Raw genomic sequence first — 21,710 nt, forward strand, 5'->3', positions numbered from 1 at the left:
TTAGGTTTTCGCAGTGTTTAGAATTCAACAACAGCGCGAATTGATTTGCCTTCGTGCATCAGATCAAAGCCTTCGTTGATCTGATCAAGGGTCAATTTATGGGTGATCATTGGATCGATTTCGATCTTGCCATCCATGTACCAATCAACGATTTTTGGAACATCCGTACGACCAGATGCACCACCAAACGCGGTCCCGCGCCAGCTACGGCCAGTAACCAATTGGAACGGACGTGTTGAGATTTCAGCGCCAGCCGGTGCCACACCAATGATAATGCTTTCGCCCCAACCTTTGTGCGCAGCCTCAAGCGCTGTACGCATCACACCAACATTACCAGTCGCGTCAAACGTATAGTCCGCGCCGCCACCTGTCAGTTCAACCAGATGCGCAACAAGATCGCCGTCAACTTTGGATGGGTTTACAAAGTCGGTCATGCCGAATTTTGTCGCCATTTCAACTTTGCCGTCATTCAGATCAACACCAACAATCTGATCCGCACCCGCAAGGCGAAGACCCTGGATTACGTTCAAACCAATGCCGCCCAAACCAAACACGATACCAGTTGAACCGATTTCAACTTTGGCTGTGTTGATCACGGCGCCGATGCCTGTCGTTACACCGCAACCGATGTAGCAGATTTTATCAAATGGCGCGTCTTTGCGCACTTTGGCCAATGCGATTTCTGGCACAACTGTGTGGTTCGCAAAGGTGGAACAACCCATGTAGTGGTGGATTGGTGTGCCATCGAGCATGGAAAAACGTGTTGATCCATCCGGCAAAAGCCCCGCACCCTGCGTAGAGCGGATTTTTTGGCAGAGGTTTGTTTTTGGGTTCAAACAGTAATCGCATTCGCGGCATTCCGGGGTGTAAAGCGGGATCACATGATCGCCAACCTCTAGGCTTGTTACACCTTCGCCCACTTCGATCACAACACCTGCGCCCTCATGGCCCAAAATCGCTGGAAAGATACCTTCGGGGTCGTCACCTGAACGGGTGAATTCATCTGTGTGACACAGACCAGTTGCTTTGATTTCGACCAAAACCTCACCCGCGCGCGGGCCTTCAAGGTTCACTTCCATTACTTCTAATGGTTTGCCGGCGGCGACGGCTACAGCAGCGCGAGTACGCATGAGTCTCTCCTGTTTGTTAGGCTCACCCGTGGGTGAGTTTAAATTTTACTAGTGCGTCTGTGTCACTTTGGTCAAGCGGCACAGGTACAATTTCGCAAAAACCCTACATGCATTATGTTGCGTTTAATAGTCTTTTGTTTGCTCAAATAAAAATCTTTGTGCATTGCCATCACGTCATCGCAATATTATCCGCGCAATCCATAACACGGCACTGTCAGCAACATGCCCCGTGACCCGACCAGTTTCCCAGATCGCGCCCTCTTGGGCGGCAAACGACTGCCCTCCCAGCTCGGCCCTGCCCTTCAAAACAAAGGCAACAGTGGTTGCATCAGCGCTCAGATCAACCGATCCCGCTTGTTTTACCCTGACTTCCGCATGCACCAAATTGGTGTTCCACATGATATTCAGCGCTTGCGTTGGACCATTTACCAATTGGCTGTCCAGCACCCGCGCCCCATCAAACGCCAACGGTTGACCGGGATTCGCATGTAGGCTCACCCCGCCCCCAGCCAGAATCACGCCGTGTCCCTTGGCGATAGTTAACGCGCGTGACATCCCCGGAAACGTCGAAAAAGCACCGTCTTGGGTAATATCTGCGAGGCTGAAACGCCATAACACCTGTGTTCCATCATTTTGCTCGTGGAACTCCCGCATAAGCCCACCACCATTTTTCCATGGCTTTGCTTCGGTTGTTGCGGCTGAAAATCGTTTCATTGGGAATATCCTTTGCAATCGCGCATATACCCAGACATAATATCAATTAGCGCGGCATAACAACTTAACAAACAGGACATAGCGTGCATCAATCCGGCAAGACCAGCTTTCAAGACGTGCGCGACGAAGTCATTCATCGCATTCAAAGTGGTATCTGGCCCCAAGGCACCTTGCTCCCCACTGAGGTCGAGCTGGCCGAAGAGTTCGGCTGTGCCCGCGCAACTGTGAACCGCGCCCTGCGGGAATTGGCCGAAAATGGTGTTGTTGATCGCAAACGCAAAAGCGGAACACGTGTCAACACCGCGCCAGTCAAACAAGCCAAAATCGAAATTGCCATTGTCCGTCATTCCGTCGAAGAGCAAAACGCAATATATCGCTATGCCCTCGTCCACAAAGAAATAACCGCGATCCCGCCATGGTTAGCCGCCCAACTGGATCTGCCCATCACCCACAAAGTGATGTACCTCAAATGTATGCATTACGCTGACAATCGCCCCTACCAATTCGAAGAACGCTGGGTCAACATCGATGCCGTCCCAACCATTCTGGACGCTGACCTCGTTGAAACCGGTCCAAACGAATGGCTGCTAAGCGTGGTGCCATTCACCGACGCCCAAATCAACTTTTGCGCTGTGGGCGCGGACGCCGATCTGTCTGAGTTTTTGTCAACGCCAACAGGAACACCGGTGTTTCAGCTCGAACGCACAACATGGCTGCAAAACAAACCTGTCACATTTGTACGTATGACCTACCACCCCGGTTATCGGATGAGCACAAGCTACTAAAGCGCAACGCCCTGATGCCATACGGAGTTCAACTTCAGCTCAGGTGATAAATGCACAAGGTTTGCCTCTGCCCCGGCTTGCAAACGCCCAACGTGTTTGGTGTTTATTAAATCTGCCGGAATCCGCGTGGCCATAGCCAAAGCCTGCGCCAGATCGACGCCGACCTTTTCATGTGCAAAACGCACGGCGGTTGGAATATCCAAATCCGCCCCGGCCAACGTTCCATCCGCCAGCGTCAAACGCCCGTCTCGGCGTAAAATTTCACGGCCATTTAGCGTAAACCGGTCCAAATCGGTCCCTGCAACAGCCATTGCATCAGACACTAAAAACACCTGCCCCGGTCCTTTTTTCGCACGCAATGCTGTGCGCATCACTGCCGGATGCACATGCAATCCATCACAAATCAACCCTGCGCACACCTCACCAAGATCCAACGCGGCCCCAACAACACCCGGTTCGCGATTGCCCAGCTGGCGCATCGCGTTGAATAAATGTGTCACACAACGCGCACCCGCTTTGACCGATTGAACACAGCTATCGTAGGTGGCGTCCGTATGTCCCAATGACACAATCACGCCAGCGTTCGTCAGTGTCGCGATCTGATCCGGCGTCGTGTTTTCTGGCGCAACCGTAACCATCAACACCGGCAAAACCCGCGCAGCCTCGCATAACATCGTGAGGTCTTCGTCATCCATTTTGCGGATCAATGATGGATCATGCGCGCCCTTGCGCACGGGGTCCAAATGCGGACCTTCCAAATGCAATCCAATAAATCCGGGCAATCTGGCGTTCCACGCCGCAATTCCCGCCGCAATTGCCGCCCGCGTTATATCGCGCGTATCGGTGATCAACGTCGGTAAAATTGAAGTGGCCCCCAGCCGCGCATGGGCCTCAACGATCGTTTTCAACGTCTCCACATCTTGGCGGGCGTTGAACATAACGCCCCCACCACCGTTGACCTGAAGATCAACAAACCCCGGCGTTAAAATACCTGCCCCCAAGTTCACTTTATCAGCGTCTTTTGCAACATCTTTGACCGGACACACCGCAATCACATCCGCCCCTTCCACGACAACCGCCTGTCCGGAAATCAACGCGGAGCCATCAAAAACTTGGTCACAGATCAGGGCAGTTTGGCGCAGGGTCATAGGGTTTCGGTGACTTTCTTTAGGTGGCGCGGCGCATCAGGGTTGATACCGCGTTCGGCGGCAACTTGATCCACCATTGCGTAAAACGAAACAATCAAAGCGATCGGGTCCGCCAATACATGGCCCGCGCGCACATGTTCAAGACAGATTGCGTGTTTTGCCTTATCGGATGTGACAAAAACGTTTGCCCCCTTGGCGGCGATTTGATCAGCGATGCCCACCAATGCCCCTTCGGCCTGATCGCCTGCCGCAAATCCCAGAACCGGAAAGCCCTCTTCAACAATCGAAACTGGCCCATGCAAAACCTCCGCTGAGGAATAGCTTTCAGCGTGGATTTGGCAAGTTTCTTTGAATTTCAAAGCAGCCTCGTTTGAAATCGCCCAAACAGGCCCACGCCCCAAAGTGAACAACGAATTTTTACCGGCGACAGCCGCACGCATTTCAGGCCAATCGATCTGCGTCGCACGGTCTAACGCGTCCGGCAAATTCTGGATCGCAGCGCGCAGGTCTGCGTCCCCTTTCCATTCCGCCAATAACATCAACCCTGCAACCGCAGAGGTCACAAATGTTTTGGTTGCCGCCACAGAACGTTCTGGCCCAGCATGGATATCCAAACAATGATCCGCCATAGCCGCCAATGGTGATGTGCCGTCGTTGGTCAATGCTACGGTCAACGCGCCGTCCCGGCGGGCCGCGCGGGTCATTTCAACGATATCTGGGCTTTTACCAGATTGCGAAACAGAGAGGCACAGACTGTTATCTAGCTTCAGCGGCGCTTTGTAGATCGACGCAACCGATGGGCCGACCGATGCCACCGGTAAACCCAACAACAATTCTCCACAATATTTCAGGTAAGTGCACACATGGTCAGATGATCCACGTGCCACTGTCACAGCAAATCTAGGATCACGGGCAATAATGTCGACTGCGGCACGAAGAATGCCCACCTGTCCCTCGGACACCAAGCGTTCAACCGCCACTGGAATTTCTTCGATTTCTCGTCGCATTTGCGATGGGGGTTTTGTTAAAGACATAGCAGCTTTCATGGATGGGCGAGCCTCATTTCAGCGACGAAGTCGTATGCATCACCGCGGTAAAGCGAACGGGTAAATTCCACCACCCGGCCGGATGATAAGAAAGAAGTCCGTTCAATTTTCAAACCAGCAGCATTCGGCGTGACGTCTAACAACTCAGCGTCAGCTTCTGATAGGTTAACAGCCGAAATTTTCTGCGTTGCGCGCTCTGGCCGATTTCCATCTTGACCAAGCACCTCGTAAAGGGAACTTGTCACCGCTAGGGGATTTGGCAGTAAATCCAACGGAAGAGAGGCCCGTTCAATCGCGATAGGCCGATCCTGCGCATGACGCAGCCGCGCGATACGGGCGACAGAATGTTCAGGCTCTAGGTTCAGCGCTTTTGCCTCTTCCGATGAGGTCAGAAAGACACCGCGCTCCAGCCAGACGGAATGGCTTTCCATTCCGCGGTTTGACATATCTTCGGTAAAGGATGTGAGCTGAGACAATGATTGTTCAACCCGCAGCGTGCTGTCCTGAATAAACGACCCCGACCCCTGCTTTTGCACAACGGACCCTTTATCAACGAGCTCCTGTATAGCTTTGCGCACTGTAACCCGTGACAAAGTGGTAATAGCAGCCACTTCACGTTCCGGCGGTAGAGGCGATTCAATCGGCAATAATCCACTGGCGATGCCTTCTTCTATCCGGCGGCGCAATTGCACATACCGGGGTCCGGCCGTTGCAGATAACCAATGCTCAGGACGTAAAAATTCGGTCACATTCATTGGATCACCTGCTTTACTTTGGGGCGTTGCATGGCCAGCGCTAACGCCCCGTCCAACGCGGTTCCTTTTGGATCAGTTATCGCTGCAACAACACTTTGATTGAGATAAGGCGCATAATGGCGCGCCACGCCCCCCAGCAAACAAATCGGTTCATCGGATTGCCACCGCAACGCCATTAAGGCCCGTTCAATATAAGCCGCACCGGCATCCATACACGCAAGCGCAGCACTATCGCCTTCTTGGGCAGCCCGTATAATGCGCGGCGCCAATCCCGCCAATTCCCCCGGAGACATTTCAGCCCCCTCTACGATCAACGCCGCAGGGCTTTTGTATTGGCTTAGAACCTCTTGTAACAAAGGTGTCATAGGAACCAATCCATCAACGGCATGCAGTGCTTGAGACTGAATTCGCAGCCCAAGCCAGGCACCCGACGCTTCATCGCCGTGACGCAGACCATATCCCCCCATCAATTGCACACCACCCGCCACTTGACGCGCGGCGAACGATCCGGTCCCGATACTGACAACAACGCCGTCATGCGGCCCCAGCGCGCCAACAACTGCAGTTTTACGATCATCCCCGACAAAGGCGTTTTTCAATCCAAGCTCGCGTGAAACCTGCGCGGCAATGTTGGGGCACAACACACCTGCCAACCCCACATAGGCCAAGGTAGACTTAACACGTTCCACGGCAACGCCAGCCTTTGCAGCGAGTTCACTTAATCCATTTTCCAACACGGCCATTGCGCCTTGGTAATCTGAATGAACATTCGCGCTCCCTAAAATCACGTCATATCGGGTCGCACCACACAACAGAGTAAATCGGCAGGACGTTCCGCCACCATCTACCCCTAATACCATATCTATCTCTGTATCCGCCATAAGATACCTATATGATACCTTTGTGCAAAAAACAAAGCCAATATAGCCAAATTTGGTAATTTTTTAGATTTTACACAAAATATCTGGACAAAAGGTATTACATCGGTATCTTATTCAGCAACTAAAGGGGGAAATCTAATGTCGCTGCCAGTGACAGAAAGCGTATGCGACGCCTCAGCCGCATTAGACGCGCAGCCAACGGAAAAAGTGGCGCACCTATTGCTTGAGACACAGCAAACAGCGCTAAGCGCCATAAACACGGCCTTACCGAATATCACCAAAGCTGCCGCGATAATGGCCCAAACCATTCGCGCAGGCGGTCGTTTGATTTATGCGGGTGCCGGATCATCCGGCCTTATGGCCATGGCGGATGCACTTGAATTGGCGGGTACATTTGGAATTTCGACAGATCAGGTGAAAATCTTGATGGCAGGTGGCTTTCCTACAGATTCACATATGCCCGGCCATACCGAAGATGATGCCCATGCCGCACGCGCTGATGCCGGTGAAATAGAGGCCCGCGATACGGTCATTGCTCTTTCAGCGAGCGGAACAACCCCCTATCCCACCGCTATTTTGACAGCTGCAAAAGATGCAGGGGCGAGTCGCATCGCAATCGCAAACAACATCGGCGCCCCGTTCTTTGAGTTGGCTGATGTCGCGATTTGCCTGCCGACGCCCCCCGAACTCATCGCGGGATCGACCAGGATGGGCGCAGGCTCCGCACAAAAAGTGGCACTCAACACGATGTCCACATTGATGGGCGTAGAATTGGGCCATGTCTATGACGGCATGATGGTGAACCTTGTCGCGGACAACCTCAAACTGCGCAATCGCGCGGTTGGCATGGTCACCCAAATTGCAAACACCGATGCCTCAACCGCAATTGGTCATTTGGAAACCTGCAACTGGGCGGTAAAACCCGCGATCCTTATGGCCTCCGGCGCATCGCACGACACGGCATTTTACTTATTGAGCACAACCCAGGGCCACCTCAGGGCGGCACTGGAAAAACTTTAAGTCACCGGGAAAATCCGGGTCAATTTTAAGGGAGAAGAAATATGATCAAATCCACAGCAAAAACGGCTCTTTTGGCCTCGACCCTATTGGGCGCGACGGCTGCGATGGCTGAAACCACGCTCACAATCGAAAGCTGGCGCAATGATGACCTTGCGCTTTGGCAATCTCAGATTATTCCTGCGTTTGAGGCAGAGCACCCCGACATCAACGTCGTGTTCGCACCGTCCTCCCCTGCGGAGTACAACGCTGTTTTGAACTCAAAGCTCGACGCGGGATCCGCCGGTGATCTTATCACCTGTCGCCCGTTTGACGCGTCACTTGCGCTTTATGACGCCGGCCAATTGGCAGACCTCAGCGATCTATCCGGCATGGATAACTTCTCTGACGTGGCAAAATCAGCATGGCAAACCGATGATGGTGCAGCAACCTTCTGCGTGCCGATGGCATCGGTGATTCACGGCTTCATTTACAACAAAGAAGCGTTTGATGAACTCGGTCTTGCAGCCCCTGAAACCGAAGCAGAGTTTTTCGCCGCATTGGACGCGATCCAAGCAGACGGAAACTACATTCCGCTTGCCATGGGGACTAATGACCAATGGGAAGCGGCGACAATGGGCTACAACAACATCGGTCCAAACTACTGGAACGGTGAAGAGGGCCGCCTTGCCCTTATCGCGGGTGACCAAAGCCTAACCGACGAACAATGGGTTGCACCATATCGCACGTTGGCCCGTTGGGGTGCTTATATGGGCGACGGATATGAGGCCCAAACCTACCCAGACAGCCAAAACCTGTTCACTTTGGGGCGCGCCGCGGTCTATCCAGCAGGCAGCTGGGAAATCTCAGGTTTTAACGGCTTGGCAGATTTTGAAATGGGCGCGTTCCGCCCACCGGTGCAAAACGCTGGTGACGAATGCTATATTTCAGATCACACCGACATCGCGCTTGGCCTGAATGCCGCCAGCCCGAACGCCGAAGCAGGTCGTATTTTCCTTGATTGGGTTGGATCATCTGAATTTGCTTCCCTCTATGCAAACGCATTACCGGGGTTCTTTTCCCTGTCAAACCACGCAGTTGATATGGAAGATCCTCTTGCACAGGAATTCGTAAGCTGGCGTGGTGATTGTCATTCAACCATCCGTTCCACTTATCAAATTCTGTCTCGCGGCACTCCGAACCTCGAAACGGAAACTTGGAACGCCTCCGTTGCGGCGATCAAAGGCACAGAAACCCCAGAAGACGCAGGCGCCCGTCTGCAAGAGGGTCTGGCAAGCTGGTACGAACCCCAGCAATAAACACCACTCGCGAAATATCCGGGCGTGGCAACGCGTCCGGGTATTTTGTTCAGCCCACCCATCAAAATAGGACAGGCTATGCAATTCCCCCGTATCAAATGGCATATTGTGGTTTTTCTGGCACCGGCGGTGCTTGTTTACTCTGCAATCATGATTTTCCCGCTGTTCAACACGCTGCGCCTCGCGCTTTACACCGAAGTTGACCAAACGCGGCTGTTTGTCGGGCTGGAAAATTTCCGCACGCTCTTTGGTGATCCTTTGTGGTCTGATGCCTTCTGGAATGCGCTGTGGAATAATATGGTTTTCTTCGTGGTGCATATGCTGGTGCAAAACCCGGTCGGTATTTTGCTTGCCGCGCTGCTGAGCCACCCAAAACTGCGCATGGCTGCGTTTTATCGCACTGCCATTTTCATCCCCACGATCCTAAGCTTTGTGATCGTTGGTTTTGCGTGGAAGCTGATCTTATCCCCCCTTTGGGGCATCGCGCCGGATTTGCTGGATGTAGTTGGGTTAAAATCCCTGTTCCAACCTTGGTTGGGGCGTGAAGGCACAGCATTGCTGACGCTTTCGCTGATTTCCGTTTGGCAGTTTGTCGGCATACCGATGATGCTGACCTATGCTGCACTTCTGTCGATCCCTGATGAAATTCTAGAAGCCGGAGAATGTGATGGCATCACCGGATTTTCCGCCTTTTGGAAAATCAAACTGCCGTTGATCCTACCGTCAATCGGCATCATATCCGTTCTGACATTTGTGGCCAATTTCAACGCCTTTGACCTGATTTATACCACCCAAGGCGCGCTGGCGGGGCCAGATTTTTCAACCGATATTCTGGGCACCATGATGTATCGCACATTCTTTGGGTTCCAATTGCAATTGGGTGATCCACATATGGGGTCCGCCATTGCGTCCGGCATGTTTGCTGTGATCCTGATCGGGGTGTGCGTCTACCTCTTTGGCATTCAAACGCGGCTGCGCCGCTACCAGTTTTAAGGGGAATTTGACATGAATTCTGCCCGCACCGCCCTCAGCCGCAAAATCGCCGTTCATGCTGTTTTGATCACCTATGTCGTGATCGCATTGTTTCCGGTTTTTGTCATTCTGATCAATAGCTTCAAAACCCGCCGCGCGATTTTTCGCGAACCACTTGCCCTGCCCAACGCTGATAGTTTTACCTGGGAAGGCTATCAAACCGTCCTGAACCAAGGCGACTTTCTGCAATATTTCCAGAACTCTTTTGTCGTCACGGTCGTGTCGCTGTTTTTCATCCTGCTGTTTGGCGCAATGGCCGCCTTTGCGCTCGCGGAATATCGGTTCAAAGGCAATACGGTGATGGGCCTCTACCTTGCGCTTGGGATCATGATCCCGATCCGCATCGGCACCGTCGCTATTTTGGATTTGATGGTGCAAACCGGGCTGGTGAATACGCTAATGGCACTGATCCTCGTTTATACAGCCCAAGGTCTGCCGCTCGCGGTGTTTATTCTCAGCGAATTTATGCAACAAGTGTCCGACGACCTAAAGAACGCTGGCCGCATTGACGGGCTGAATGAATACACGATCTTTTTCAAACTGGTGCTGCCGCTGATGCGCCCCGCCATGGCGACGGTGGCCGTGTTTAACATGATCCCGATCTGGAATGACCTATGGTTTCCGCTCATCCTTGCGCCGGCTGAATCGGTCAAAACGCTTACGCTAGGATCGCAAGTCTTCATTGGGCAATACGTGACCAATTGGAACGCAGTTCTTGCCGCGCTTGGCCTTGCCATCATCCCGGTGATCATCCTTTATACCCTATTTTCGCGTCAGTTGATCCGGGGTATCACATCGGGGGCGGTGAAATGATACGTGTTCTTATCGCCGGGCTTGGCAATATGGGGTTGTCCCATGCGCTCGCCCATCATCATCACGCAGAGGTCCAAATCGTTGGGTTGGTAAACCGTTCTGGCGAGGTGGATCATCCCGACCTGCAATCCTACCCGGTGTTTACCGATTTTCACGCCGCACTGGCCGAAACAAAACCTGACCTTGTTGTTGTTGCCACCTATTCCGACAGCCACGCTGATTTCGCCATTGCGGCGATGCAATCCGGTGCGCATGTTTTCGTGGAAAAGCCTTTGGCAACCACGGTCACAGATGCCGTTCGGGTCGTCGATTGCGCGATTGAAACCGGCAAAAAACTGGTGATTGGCTATATCCTGCGCCATCATCCCAGCTGGCAACGCCTGATTGCTGAGGCTCGTGATCTGGGTGGCCCTTATGTGTTTCGCCTGAATCTGAACCAGCAATCAGACGGCCCCACCTGGGAAACCCACAAAGCGCTGATGCAGACCACCTCCCCCATTGTGGATTGCGGTGTGCATTACGTGGATGTCATGTGCCAAATTACCGATGCTCAACCTATACGTGTTAATGGAATGGGCCTGCGTCTGTCTGACGAAATCGCACCGGATATGTATAACTACGGCCAGTTTCAGGTGACATTTGATGATAACTCCGTCGGCTGGTATGAGGCAGGCTGGGGACCGATGATGTCTGAAACCGCTTTTTTCGTCAAAGACATCATCAGCCCAAATGGCGCGGTTTCCATAACGGACGGGAACAAAGGGGCCTCAGACGATGTTGATGGGCACACCCGCGTTGGCGGTATTCTTGTGCATCGCCCCTCTGGTGACACCCAAATTGACATGCCGGACGAACCCGGCCACCAAACCCTTTGCGATACCGAACAGGCCTATATCCTGCACGCCATCGCCCACGACATCGACCTGACGCGCCACATGAATGACGCCGTGCAATCGCTGCGCATCTGCCTTGCTGCGGATGAAAGCATTCGCACCGGCCGCGCGATTGACCTGACCGGAGAGCCAAAATGACCGCCCTTATCTTAGACAACGTTTGTAAATCCTTTGGCGAGGTCGAAGTCCTAAAGAACATCAACCTCACAGTTGAGGACGGGGAATTTGTCGTATTTGTCGGCCCGTCGGGTTGCGGGAAATCCACCCTGCTGCGGGTCATTGCCGGGCTAGAGGATGCAACCAAAGGTACCGTGCAAATCGGTGAGCGCATGGTCAACGCTATCCCACCTGCCAAACGCGGCATTGCGATGGTGTTTCAATCCTACGCGCTTTATCCGCATCTGTCAGTTGCCGGGAACATGGGGCTTGGCCTGAAACAGGAAAAGACCCCGAAAGACGAAATCATCAAACGCGTTGGCGAAGCGGCGAGGATGCTGTCGCTCACTGAATATCTAGATCGTCGCCCATCGGAATTGTCCGGCGGTCAACGTCAGCGGGTTGCCATTGGACGCGCCATAGTGCGTAAACCGGATCTGTTTTTATTTGATGAGCCACTGTCCAATCTCGACGCTGCGTTGCGCATGAACACCCGTATCGAAATCGCCAACCTGCACCGTCAATTGGCGGCCTCGATGATCTATGTGACCCACGACCAGACAGAGGCGATGACCCTCGCGGATAAAATCGTTGTGCTGCGGGATGGACAGGTTGAACAAGTCGGCGCGCCGATGGAACTTTATAACAACCCTGCCAATCAATTCGTAGCGGGGTTCCTTGGGGCGCCGTCAATGAATTTTCTGCGCCACGGTGAAAACTCCCTTGGCATTCGCCCGGAACATATTCAACTGGCGGAAACGGGCCTTAGCGCGCGCGTAACGCATGTGGAACGCTTAGGCGGGGAAACAAACGCCATTCTAGTAACAGAGCATGACGAACCCATCACAGTGCGTTTCTTTGGTCAGCACAACATCGCAGTTGGCGAAGCGGTTCATTTAACCTGGGATGCTGCCAATCAGTTTATGTTCAACGCCGCAGGTGAACGCATATAAACGCGAAATCCTAAAAGCGTATTTTTCAAAAAACCGCAAAATTCAACTTTGTCCCCGCAGGGACAGAGGGGGATTAGGCGTGGGTGATCCTGATTTCAGATACTTCTGAATCCACGGAATGGCACAGCGCTAGAATACGATCCTTTAGGTGGGTTTCCACATACGCCGCATGGAACCTGCTTGGCGCGCATAGGGTCAAGCGCCCCCCTGCCCTATCCTGACGCACCAAGGATCGCGCCCAGGCCCCGAACAACGCCGGGTCCTCTTGATGCAACACAGCCTGCGCCAGTGCCCATTCACTGCCATCGCTGAGATCAGGTGGCGCAACACTACCAGACATCGGTAGTGGCACGACCTTAGGATCAGGGGCATCGCCCTGTTCCATCCGTAACACAAAATCAGGCCCAACAGCGGCCCACTGCGGTTGCGTGGTTTTCAGGATAGCTTCGATATCAATGCTGTATTGTGTGACACGTCCCCGCGCGCCCTGCCGTCGCACAACAAGCCAGCCCATCGCCCGCAGTTTTGCCATTTCACGTTTGACCGTGCGTTCATCGACAGACCAGAGTTGCGCGATTTCGCGTTGCCCGACACACAGCTCATCCCGTCCCCAATTGTATCTTGCAGTGATGAGAGTCATCAATCGCAACACCAACCGTTGCGGACCTTTGGCCTGCGCTAAGGCATAAGACCCCATCGCCGTCAAAAGATCATACTTGCGCGCAGAGGCACTGCGCCCTGTTGCCCTTGGTTGTAGCATCACTGCCCTCATACTACGTTGCCTGTTGATCCGCCCTGAATGGTTCTGGGCGAATCTGTTCCGGTCTTCGCTGGATTGGCCTTATGGCCTATTATTGCTGAATTCCCGGCAAACGCAACGTTCTTTGCTCTCTGCCACTGATTTGCGTCCAATGCGTCGATTCTGTCAAGGGTTTTGGTGGTTTACCTTTTATCCTTCTCTCATTCAAAAAAAGAAAAAGGGTATTAATAGGTATAGGGGGACAGACAGTATGGCCCCTATTTGCGTATTTTTGTCCCCCATTCTGTTGTGGAGGCTCTAAAACTGTCCCCCAATATAGGGTGGCGGACGCTATATCGCCGCTGTGGCCTTTGATCCGGCTGGCCGAATCGCTCAGCGCCATAAAATTAAGGCTGTCCCCGTGGGGACATGTTATTTTCATATTTAGAATATTCGCTTTTGCTTTTTTTGCAAATACAGCGTAAATCAGGGTTGAGCAGTAATTAGCGTTCTATAAGAGAGCAAAGCAGATGTTTAATCACGAAGACCTCGCGCAGATGCAGGCACAGTCCTTAAAGATGCAAGGATGGATCCGCCAACAAACCTTCTCCCCTGAGTTGGCCAAAACCTTGCGCCGCTTTTCCAGTTGGGAAGTGGGTGAGCTGATCTTTAAGGTCAATCAATCCACACTCCGGGGGCGTCTTGCGGCTGATCCGTCGTTGCCTCAGGGGCAGGTTGAGGAAGATGGTCGCCAGCGCTGGTATTCGCTTGAGGAAATCAACGAACTGCGCCGCCGTCTAAAGGTGAACCGTAAATCCCTGATGCCCGAACGCCCAGCAGGTAAACGCGCGATCCGCGCCGCGATTGCGAACTTCAAAGGGGGTGCTGGCAAATCGACGGTCGCCCTGCATTTCGCCCACGCCGCCGCATTGGATGGGTACCGTGTGTTGTGTGTGGATTTTGACCCGCAGGCAACGCTGTCGCATTCGATGGGCCTGTTTGATGTGGCCGAGGAATACACCGTTTGGGGGGTTATGGCGCGCGACCTTATTCATGAAACAGAGCGGATGAATTCCGCAACCCAAGGGGCTGAAAGCGGTGCCGCTCTGCCCCAACGCCAATTGCCCAGTTCCATCACTGATATGGGTTTGGCCGGTTTGCGAGTGAATGACTTTATCAAACCGACCTCTTGGCCGACGATTGATCTGATCCCAAGCTGCGCCAACGCCGCGTTTGTTGAATTTGCCTCTGCGCAGTATCGTCACCTTAACCCAGAATGGTCGTTCTTTGCGGCGGTGTCTCGGTATCTTGATAGCATCCCGGATGATGCCTATGACCTTATCCTTTTTGATTGCCCACCCGCGATTGGCTACCAATCTATGAACGCGGTTTTCGCGGCGGATGTTTTATATGTCCCCTCGGGGCCGGGGTATTGGGAATACGATTCAACCACGTCATTTATCGGTCAGTTGGCCGAAGCGTTGGAGGATCTGTCGCGCTTTGCCAATGTTGTCCCCGCGGGGACAATGAACCTGCCAAAGGTGTTTCACGACGTGCGGTTTTTGTTGACGCGTTACGAACCGAACAACGATTTGCACCGTGCGATGCGTTCTGCGTTTGAAAAGGTTTTTGGCGATAGAGTGGCGCAAAACCCCATTGAGCTGACCCGCGCTGTTGAACAATCTGGACGGTTCCTAAGTTCGATTTACGAAATTGATTACCGCGATATGACGCGCGAAACCTGGCGTCGGGCGCGGACGTCTTTTGATGGGGCGTATGATGAATTCAAATCCCATCTGTTGACCGCGTGGGATAATCTGGAGGATGAGCAATGAGTAAGCGCCGCGTTTTCGATATTGATTTTCCCAGCGACGAACCCGTCGTTCAGGACACCACAAAACCCGAGTCCCGGCGGGGACCGATGGCATCCGCCATTGGTGAAAACGCCGACGCGATGCGCGAACGTCAATCTGCCGAGGCTCAGATACGTGCCGAAAATGACGCCTTGGCCCATGAACATGTGCGCCTGAAAAAGGCCGGGCTGATCAATGATCTGATTTCGGTCCATGACATCAAAACAGAAAAGCTAACCCGCGACCGCAAAGATGGGCGCGACGATGATTTGGATGAGCTGAAGCAATCCATTCAAAGCGTGGGCCTGTCAAATCCGATCCGGGTGGAACAGTCTGAAGATGGCTTTGAGTTGATCCAAGGCTTTCGGCGTCTGTCTGCTTACCGCGAACTTTATGCGGAAACCGGGGATGAGGCATTCGCCAAAATCCCAGCAGGCCTGACCGCGAAAGGCGAGGCGTTAGAAGTTCTGTATCGGCGCATGGTGGATGAGAACCTCGTGCGGCGTGACATTTCATTTGCCGAGATGGCCGAGCTCGCGCGGGCGTACCGCGATGACAGCGACACGGATTGCGATAGTGTCGAGGCGGCGGTGGCGCATTTGTTTGGTTCGGCGTCCCGTCAAAAGCGCAGCTATATCCGGCATTTTGTAACGCTGCTGGATGCGATTGGTCACAAGCTAAAATTCGCAGAGGCCATTCCACGCGCGCTTGGTTTGCAATTGGAAAAACGGCTTGCGTCGGAACCGGGCGCTGCTGCGGCAATGTCTAATGCGTTGGGCGCGGCGATGGCGACAACAGAACCATCTGAATTGGCGGTGCTGCGTGAATTGGCCAACCCAAGTGCAAAACCGAAAACACCTGCCGCGCCGAAATCAACGGCGAAAACCACGTTTCGTTATGATGTCCCCGCCGGGACGGTGCGCTGTGCTGCGGCGGATGGTCGGATCGAATTGCGGATGGATCGCGATTTTTCTGACCTTGATCGCCTGAAACTACAAGAAGCCGTGGCGGCATTTTTTGACGCACTTGACGCTGAGTAAAGAAAAGGGGAGGGGGATTTCCCCTTTCTTTTTACCTAAGTATTTGAAAATAAAACAGAATATGTAATTTTTTGGAGAAATCGACGCAAAATACTCGTTTTTACGCAAAAAAGGGTATCCTCTGATGAATTTTGGCGTTTTGACTTAGCCTCAAAGGTAGGGTTTGCCCTACTTTTGGCGCAAATTTGACACAATATGTTGAAAAATACCCACATTTTGTGGCGGTAACCAAAAAAATTACTAGCCGAGATTCCAAAATAGTTTTATGGAATACGAAAGATAACCGGATATAAATCCGACAAAAACATAGAGCGGTACATAATGATTACAGTGGATTACACAATCCGCGATAACGCGGGCGTTTCCTATAGTGGTGCGTCTACGGGTGCGGAACAAACATCAATTTTCACAGCAGTTAGCAAAGACGTTTCTCTGAATCTCAGTCCAAGTGACGTGTCAGGGTATGAACGCGCAGGCCAAGACCTTCGTGTGGTTTTGCTAAGTGGCGAAGTTATTATTCTAGAGAACTTCTACTCCGAAGGGGTGACGGGCGATAAGAGCTTATTCCTCAGCGAGAACGGCGAACTGATCGAAGTCACACTGGTCGAAGACGGCAATGGTGGTTTGTTCGCACAATACAATACCCATGATATCGCGGGTAAGTGGTCTGAATACGATGATCTCGTGTTCCTTGATATCGAACGCATTGAACCAGTTGTTGCACCTTTGGTCGCGCCATTGCTTGGTGGTTTTGGCGGCGTTGGTATTGCGGGCGCTGCGGGTGCTGCTGTTGTTGGCGGCGCGCTGATCGGTGGCGGTGGTGACAGTGTTGCTGTTCCAACCGTAAACGGTGGCGATCTGGTGATTGGCGGAACATCCACAGAAACACCAACTGTTTCTGGTACCGGTGAACCTGGGCATTCTGTTGCTGTAACTGTTGGCGGTGTGACCGAAACAGTTGTGATTGACGACAGCGGAAACTGGAAAGTTACCTTTGACCCATTCCCTGAGGATGGCGTTTATACGGCTGAAGTCGTTGTCACCACACCCGAAGGTGAAACCACAACCTTGGTTGGGCCAAGCCTAGACTTTGATACAACCGCACCAGAAGTTGTTGTTGAAACTGGCACCGGTTCTGTTGGCGATAATATTAATGCTGTTGGCCACGCAAGCGGCGCAACCATTTCCGGTACCGGCGAAGTGGGTTCAACGGTTGTTGTAGAAATCCAAGGCACATCGCACAGCGTTGTTGTTGGCGAAGGCGGTTCATGGTCAGTGAACTTTGAAACCAGTGAAATTACGACTGGCGAATATACTTCTGACGTGACCATCACCACAACGGACGTGCGCGGTAACAGCCGCACTGTGACCGATACATTGGTTGTGGATACGGTTGCTCCGGTTGCTGAAATCTCAACCATCGAAGGCGACAACACAATTAATGGTTCTGAACTGTCTGATGGTATCGTCATCGAAGGTACAGGCGAGGCAGGCGCGCGCGCGGTTATCGAACTGAACGGCGAAACCCGCGAAGTGGTGATCAGCGAAAACGGCACATGGTCTGTTAGCTTTGAAGCAACAACACTGGCCGGCGGCACATATGACACCACAGTCAGCGTCACCACATTTGATGCGGTTGGCAACAGCAGCTCTGTGTCCCAAGTTGTGCATGTCGATACCGAAGGCAACGTATCGCTTGGTGGAAACATTGAGGGCGACAATATCGTCAACGCAGCAGAGCAATCTGACGGTGTGGTTCTGAACGGTGTTGCTGAGGCAGGTTCAAGTGTTGTTGTGACATTGCAGGGCGTTTCACACACCGTGATCGCAGATGCTGATGGCAACTGGACTGCAAACTTCACCGCGTCCGAAGTCCCCGCGGGGACATATGATGCGACCATCACTGCGGTTGCAACGGATGCGGCTGGCAACGTGACCACGGCGGAAGGTTCTGTTCGGATTGATACAGAGGCGACCGTTTCTGTGAACTCTAACATCGAAATCGACAACGTGATCAACGCGGTTGAACAGTCTGATGGTGTGACGCTTACAGGTCTGGCCGAAGCAGGTTCATCTGTTGTTGTGACGCTTCAGGGTGTTTCACATACTGTGACGGCTGATAGCGATGGGAACTGGTCCGCGAACTTTACCGCGACTGAAATTCCAGCAGGCACATATGATGCGGCGATCACTGCGGTTGCAACAGATCTTGCGGGTAACACCAGCACTGCAAACGGGTCGGTTCATGTGGACACGGAAACATCTGTTTCCATCGGCACAAATCATGCTGGCGGCGATAGCATCATCAATGCGGCTGAATCTGCGACTGACATCGTGTTGAACGGTGTTGCTGAAGCGGGCGCAAGTGTTGAAGTTTCTATCGGTTCTGTCACCCGCACAGCGGTTGTCGATGCCAATGGCAACTGGACTGCGACATTTGCAGCCGGGTCTTTGCCAGGCGGTGAATATGACACAACCGTTGTTGCAGTTGCGACTGACGCGGCTGGCAACAGCTCTACCGCGACGACGGCCATTCGTGTGGATACGGTTGTTGGCGAAGTTGCTTTGTCAACGTTGCCTATCGAAATTGACGACACCATCAACGCTGTCGAAAGCGCAGACGGTGTGATGATCAATGGTACAGCGACACCGGGTCTGACTGTGACCGTGCAATTGGGAACTGTGACGCATACAGCGCTTGCTGACGCCAATGGTAACTGGAGCTCAAATTTTGCTGCGGGTGAAATCACACCGGGCACTTACACTGCGCCGATTACTGCGACCATCACAGATGACGCGGGCAACACACGTACTGTGACCGACAGCGTTCAGGTTGATACCGAAGTCACCAACTACACAGCCAATACCGCGTCAATCGCGGGGGATGATGTGATCAACGCAGCTGAAGCCAACGCAGGCGTGACCATAACCGGTACAACGGAACCAGGTTCAACTGTTTTGGTTCAGGTTGGGTCTGTCACGAAATCTGCAACTGTGGATGCCAACGGCAACTGGACTGTGACCTATAACGCAGGTGATATTCCAGCGGGTGAATATGACGCGGCCATCACGGCAACGGCAACAGATGCGGCGGGTAACGTTAGCACGCTGACCGATAATGTGCGTGTTGATACCGGTGTGAACGCATTGACCATGGGCACCACCACCGAAGGCGACGATGTTGTGAATGCGGCAGAGCGCGCAGATGGTGTGACCCTGAACGGTGTGACGGAGCCGGGTTCAACCGTGGTTGTGAACGTTCAAGGTGTAGATCGTACCGCGACTGTTGACGGCAACGGCAACTGGACTGTGACCTTTGCGGCCACAGACATTCCCGAAGGCACCTACACAGCAACAGCAACTGTGACCGCAACAGATGCAGCGGGCAACAGCCGCAGCATCAGCGATACCTTTGCCGTAGATACCGCGATTGACACACCTGATGTTGAGGCTGTTACCTTCTTTGGGGCGACTGTCGGCGGGATCGTTGTGGACAGTTCTTCTGATGCCTTCTCAGTAAGCCAGCTGAACGCCAATGGTACGGTTGAAAACCCAACCTTTACCCAATCGTCACTCGGCAATCTGGGTACGCAGTTTACCTTTAACTCACCCGTTCCGGATGGCACGCATTTGGTGATTTCATCTGAGGATGCTGCGGGCAACAGATCTGGCACTTTGTTGGTTCTCGAAGATAACGCAACAAACGCCAACACGTTGAACAATGCCGGTTTGTCTAACTTTGATATTGGTGCGATCAATCTGGATTACGCGGATCAGGCTAATTTGGTTCTGACCGAAAACCAGATCATGGAAATGTCAGGTTCGTCTGACACCTTGATGGTGCATGGCGGAAATGACGATACACTGACTGTTGCGGGTGCAACCCGTACGCTTGAAGTTCGTCAGATTGATGGCCAATCCTACGACGTCTACACCATCGGTTCTGATGGGGCGACTTTGGTTGTCGAACAAGACATCAACGTTATTATCTAAACAGCGCCGGGGGCAGGGTGGTTTCACATCTGCCCCCGAACAATATCCTTCGTACAAAGAAAGGGTGCGCGCATGAGGCAGGTAAATCTAGCAGTACTATTCGTCGCCATGACGGCCCTAACAGGGTGCATGGACGCATTGCCCGACGGAATGCCGTTTGGGCTAGGGCAGGGGCGCGAAACAGAGACCGAAGAGGTCAGCCGCCAAGCCAGCACATTTGAACAAGAAGAAGAGGGTGAAAACCGCTCTGAGATCATCGACGCGCTATTGGCACGTCAAAGCGTTCTGACCAGTGGCAGTGCTTTTGCAACTGTAGCGGATGGGGCGCTTGATGCTGATTCACGCGCGTCTGCGGCGGAATTGCATAGCGCACGTTTGCGCGCTGAGGCGACGTCTCGCAATTGGTTGCCAACCTTGGGGCCAAATATCAGTCTGACCAGTCTTGGCGAAATCGTAAGCAGCATTTTGATTGAACAGGTTTTGTTCGACAATGGACGGCGGCGTGCGGAACGTGCATTTGCCGCTGCGGATGTTGAGGTGGCAGCGGTCAATCTGTCGGAAGATTTGAACGGGCGTGTGTTTACCGCGCTGTCGCTTTTTATCACCGGGCAGAAATCCGAAGAAAAGGCAGCGATCAGCGCGCGTGCTTTGACGCGGATGTATGAATTTGAACGCATTGTGATTGGCCGTATTGAGGGCGGTGTTTCGGATCAGGCGGATCGCCGGGTGATTGAATCCAAACTTAACGATATGCGGTCTGCACAGTCCTCAGCTCAAGAAGCGGCGCAAACCGCGCGCGCTGAACTCTATGCGATGACCGGGCAGGATTTCACGGGCGCAGGCGCGGGGCAGGGGGCCTTTTCGGTTGAGGGGCAAACGAACCTTTCCGTTTTGCGCGCACAGGCCGAAGCAACCCGCACCGTTGCACAGGCGACGATTGATCGGGCCGGGCTTTTGCCGGGTTTGACAGCCTCGGCCAATGTGACGGGTGACGGCACAACCGGCGGCCTAACCGCAAGCAGTGAACAGGGCATTGGTTTTGGAACCGGTGCAAGTTTACGCGCGATTGAGGCCAGCCGCGAAACCGCCGATCGCCGTGTGAATGAGGCCCGCGAAACCGCGCGCCGCAGTCAAAGTCGGCTTGAGCAACGGTTGGCCAGTTATCGCCGCCAAGAGAGCGAGGCCGAAATGCTGGTCCGCGAAAGTCGCGGCACCTTCCGCCTGTTCCAAGATCAGTTTCAGGCGGGGCAACGGTCTGTTTTGGATGTGGTCAGCATCTATGAACAACTGGTGCAGCGTGAACAGGCACATGTGGATGCAAAGTACGAAGTTCTGCTGATCCAGATGGAAATGGCCCGCGATGCAGGCATATTGGCTGACGGAGATGCGATTTGACCGCCGTCAAAAAGCCGATTTCAATTTCTATCGGTGGGCCTGCACGCCCGGCGACCCCAACACCTGCGG

At 53.2% G+C, this 21,710-nt stretch carries 18 protein-coding genes; 11 read left to right on the forward strand and 7 right to left on the reverse strand.

Features of this window, described 5'->3' with window-relative positions; genetic code table 11:
• Positions 1-17: 17 nt before the first annotated feature.
• Both G9C99_RS16170 and G9C99_RS16175 read right to left on the reverse strand, forming a co-directional pair.
• Complete coding sequence (locus G9C99_RS16170; protein WP_166418564.1) at positions 18-1,130, reverse strand: S-(hydroxymethyl)glutathione dehydrogenase/class III alcohol dehydrogenase; 1,113 nt, start codon at positions 1,128-1,130, stop codon at positions 18-20.
• A 174-nt stretch (positions 1,131-1,304) separates the two neighbouring features.
• Positions 1,305-1,844: a HutD/Ves family protein gene (locus tag G9C99_RS16175; RefSeq protein ID WP_166418565.1), complete on the reverse strand. Its 540-nt coding sequence runs from the start codon at positions 1,842-1,844 to the stop codon at positions 1,305-1,307.
• Positions 1,845-1,927: 83 nt separating this feature from the next.
• Here G9C99_RS16175 and G9C99_RS16180 point away from each other — a divergent pair, with 83 nt between their 5' ends.
• Positions 1,928-2,629, forward strand: a complete 702-nt coding sequence (locus G9C99_RS16180; RefSeq protein WP_166418566.1) for a GntR family transcriptional regulator — start codon at positions 1,928-1,930, stop codon at positions 2,627-2,629.
• Here G9C99_RS16180 and nagA read toward each other — a convergent pair.
• From nagA to G9C99_RS16200, 4 genes are read right to left on the reverse strand one after another with little or no spacing between them, the layout of a single operon-like run.
• Positions 2,626-3,777 carry an N-acetylglucosamine-6-phosphate deacetylase gene (gene nagA, locus G9C99_RS16185; RefSeq protein ID WP_166418567.1) on the reverse strand — a complete coding sequence of 384 codons (1,152 nt, stop codon included), beginning with the start codon at positions 3,775-3,777 and terminating at the stop codon, positions 2,626-2,628. The two genes, G9C99_RS16180 and nagA, sit on opposite strands and share 4 nt — an antisense overlap.
• Positions 3,774-4,811: an SIS domain-containing protein gene (locus G9C99_RS16190; protein ID WP_231704104.1), complete on the reverse strand. Its 1,038-nt coding sequence runs from the start codon at positions 4,809-4,811 to the stop codon at positions 3,774-3,776. The genes nagA and G9C99_RS16190 overlap by 4 nt, the downstream gene beginning before the upstream one ends.
• 8 nt (positions 4,812-4,819) lie before the next feature.
• Positions 4,820-5,578 carry a GntR family transcriptional regulator gene (locus G9C99_RS16195; protein WP_166418568.1) on the reverse strand — a complete coding sequence of 253 codons (759 nt, stop codon included), beginning with the start codon at positions 5,576-5,578 and terminating at the stop codon, positions 4,820-4,822.
• Complete coding sequence (locus tag G9C99_RS16200) at positions 5,575-6,459, reverse strand: BadF/BadG/BcrA/BcrD ATPase family protein (protein WP_166418569.1); 885 nt, start codon at positions 6,457-6,459, stop codon at positions 5,575-5,577. The genes G9C99_RS16195 and G9C99_RS16200 overlap by 4 nt, the downstream gene beginning before the upstream one ends.
• Positions 6,460-6,597: 138 nt before the next feature.
• Between G9C99_RS16200 and G9C99_RS16205 the strand changes: the two genes are divergently transcribed.
• The 6 genes from G9C99_RS16205 (at position 6,598) to G9C99_RS16230 (ending at position 12,621) form a co-directional block, all read left to right on the forward strand.
• Positions 6,598-7,479: an N-acetylmuramic acid 6-phosphate etherase gene (locus G9C99_RS16205; protein ID WP_166418570.1), complete on the forward strand. Its 882-nt coding sequence runs from the start codon at positions 6,598-6,600 to the stop codon at positions 7,477-7,479.
• Between the two features lie 41 nt (positions 7,480-7,520).
• Entirely contained in the window at positions 7,521-8,774 is a 1,254-nt protein-coding gene (locus G9C99_RS16210) for an ABC transporter substrate-binding protein (protein WP_166418571.1), read from the forward strand.
• A 78-nt stretch (positions 8,775-8,852) separates the two neighbouring features.
• Entirely contained in the window at positions 8,853-9,767 is a 915-nt protein-coding gene (locus G9C99_RS16215; RefSeq protein ID WP_166418572.1) for a carbohydrate ABC transporter permease, read from the forward strand.
• A gap of 12 nt (positions 9,768-9,779) precedes the next feature.
• Positions 9,780-10,619, forward strand: a complete 840-nt coding sequence (locus G9C99_RS16220; protein WP_166418573.1) for a carbohydrate ABC transporter permease — start codon at positions 9,780-9,782, stop codon at positions 10,617-10,619.
• The gene (locus tag G9C99_RS16225) at positions 10,616-11,650 is read left to right on the forward strand and encodes a Gfo/Idh/MocA family protein (protein ID WP_168713335.1); all 1,035 of its coding nucleotides are present in this window, start codon (positions 10,616-10,618) and stop codon (positions 11,648-11,650) included. Before G9C99_RS16220 ends, G9C99_RS16225 begins: the two co-directional genes overlap by 4 nt.
• Entirely contained in the window at positions 11,647-12,621 is a 975-nt protein-coding gene (locus G9C99_RS16230) for an ABC transporter ATP-binding protein (RefSeq protein WP_166418574.1), read from the forward strand. Before G9C99_RS16225 ends, G9C99_RS16230 begins: the two co-directional genes overlap by 4 nt.
• A gap of 73 nt (positions 12,622-12,694) precedes the next feature.
• Here the strand turns inward: G9C99_RS16230 and G9C99_RS16235 are convergent, their stop codons facing one another.
• Positions 12,695-13,381 (reverse strand): hypothetical protein, encoded by a 687-nt coding sequence (locus tag G9C99_RS16235; RefSeq protein WP_166418575.1) that lies wholly within the window; start codon positions 13,379-13,381, stop codon positions 12,695-12,697.
• 509 nt (positions 13,382-13,890) lie between these two features.
• On the opposite strand from G9C99_RS16235, the gene G9C99_RS16240 reads away from it, so the two are divergent.
• The 4 genes from G9C99_RS16240 (at position 13,891) to G9C99_RS16255 (ending at position 21,641) form a co-directional block, all read left to right on the forward strand.
• The gene (locus G9C99_RS16240) at positions 13,891-15,195 is read left to right on the forward strand and encodes an AAA family ATPase (RefSeq protein ID WP_166418576.1); all 1,305 of its coding nucleotides are present in this window, start codon (positions 13,891-13,893) and stop codon (positions 15,193-15,195) included.
• The gene (locus G9C99_RS16245) at positions 15,192-16,253 is read left to right on the forward strand and encodes a ParB N-terminal domain-containing protein (RefSeq protein WP_166418577.1); all 1,062 of its coding nucleotides are present in this window, start codon (positions 15,192-15,194) and stop codon (positions 16,251-16,253) included. The genes G9C99_RS16240 and G9C99_RS16245 overlap by 4 nt, the downstream gene beginning before the upstream one ends.
• A gap of 321 nt (positions 16,254-16,574) precedes the next feature.
• Positions 16,575-20,246, forward strand: coding sequence for an Ig-like domain-containing protein (locus G9C99_RS16250; RefSeq protein ID WP_166418578.1), 3,672 nt, complete (start codon positions 16,575-16,577; stop codon positions 20,244-20,246).
• A gap of 72 nt (positions 20,247-20,318) precedes the next feature.
• The gene (locus tag G9C99_RS16255) at positions 20,319-21,641 is read left to right on the forward strand and encodes a TolC family protein (protein ID WP_231704105.1); all 1,323 of its coding nucleotides are present in this window, start codon (positions 20,319-20,321) and stop codon (positions 21,639-21,641) included.
• The last annotated feature ends 69 nt before the right edge of the window (positions 21,642-21,710 follow it).

It is taken from the genome of Cochlodiniinecator piscidefendens, assembly GCF_011326755.1.
In the GTDB taxonomy this organism is placed as follows: domain Bacteria; phylum Pseudomonadota; class Alphaproteobacteria; order Rhodobacterales; family Rhodobacteraceae; genus Cochlodiniinecator; species Cochlodiniinecator piscidefendens.

Coding starts and splice junctions, on each gene's coding strand:
- G9C99_RS16170 (WP_166418564.1), bottom strand. CDS start 1,130: ATGCGTACTCGCGCTGCTGTAGCCGTCGCCGCCGGCAAACCATTAGAA.
- G9C99_RS16175 (WP_166418565.1), bottom strand. CDS start 1,844: ATGAAACGATTTTCAGCCGCAACAACCGAAGCAAAGCCATGGAAAAAT.
- nagA (WP_166418567.1), bottom strand. CDS start 3,777: ATGACCCTGCGCCAAACTGCCCTGATCTGTGACCAAGTTTTTGATGGC.
- G9C99_RS16190 (WP_231704104.1), bottom strand. CDS start 4,811: ATGTCTTTAACAAAACCCCCATCGCAAATGCGACGAGAAATCGAAGAA.
- G9C99_RS16195 (WP_166418568.1), bottom strand. CDS start 5,578: ATGAATGTGACCGAATTTTTACGTCCTGAGCATTGGTTATCTGCAACG.
- G9C99_RS16200 (WP_166418569.1), bottom strand. CDS start 6,459: ATGGCGGATACAGAGATAGATATGGTATTAGGGGTAGATGGTGGCGGA.
- G9C99_RS16205 (WP_166418570.1), top strand. CDS start 6,598: ATGTCGCTGCCAGTGACAGAAAGCGTATGCGACGCCTCAGCCGCATTA.
- G9C99_RS16210 (WP_166418571.1), top strand. CDS start 7,521: ATGATCAAATCCACAGCAAAAACGGCTCTTTTGGCCTCGACCCTATTG.
- G9C99_RS16215 (WP_166418572.1), top strand. CDS start 8,853: ATGCAATTCCCCCGTATCAAATGGCATATTGTGGTTTTTCTGGCACCG.
- G9C99_RS16220 (WP_166418573.1), top strand. CDS start 9,780: ATGAATTCTGCCCGCACCGCCCTCAGCCGCAAAATCGCCGTTCATGCT.
- G9C99_RS16225 (WP_168713335.1), top strand. CDS start 10,616: ATGATACGTGTTCTTATCGCCGGGCTTGGCAATATGGGGTTGTCCCAT.
- G9C99_RS16230 (WP_166418574.1), top strand. CDS start 11,647: ATGACCGCCCTTATCTTAGACAACGTTTGTAAATCCTTTGGCGAGGTC.
- G9C99_RS16235 (WP_166418575.1), bottom strand. CDS start 13,381: ATGCTACAACCAAGGGCAACAGGGCGCAGTGCCTCTGCGCGCAAGTAT.
- G9C99_RS16240 (WP_166418576.1), top strand. CDS start 13,891: ATGTTTAATCACGAAGACCTCGCGCAGATGCAGGCACAGTCCTTAAAG.
- G9C99_RS16245 (WP_166418577.1), top strand. CDS start 15,192: ATGAGTAAGCGCCGCGTTTTCGATATTGATTTTCCCAGCGACGAACCC.
- G9C99_RS16250 (WP_166418578.1), top strand. CDS start 16,575: ATGATTACAGTGGATTACACAATCCGCGATAACGCGGGCGTTTCCTAT.
- G9C99_RS16255 (WP_231704105.1), top strand. CDS start 20,319: ATGAGGCAGGTAAATCTAGCAGTACTATTCGTCGCCATGACGGCCCTA.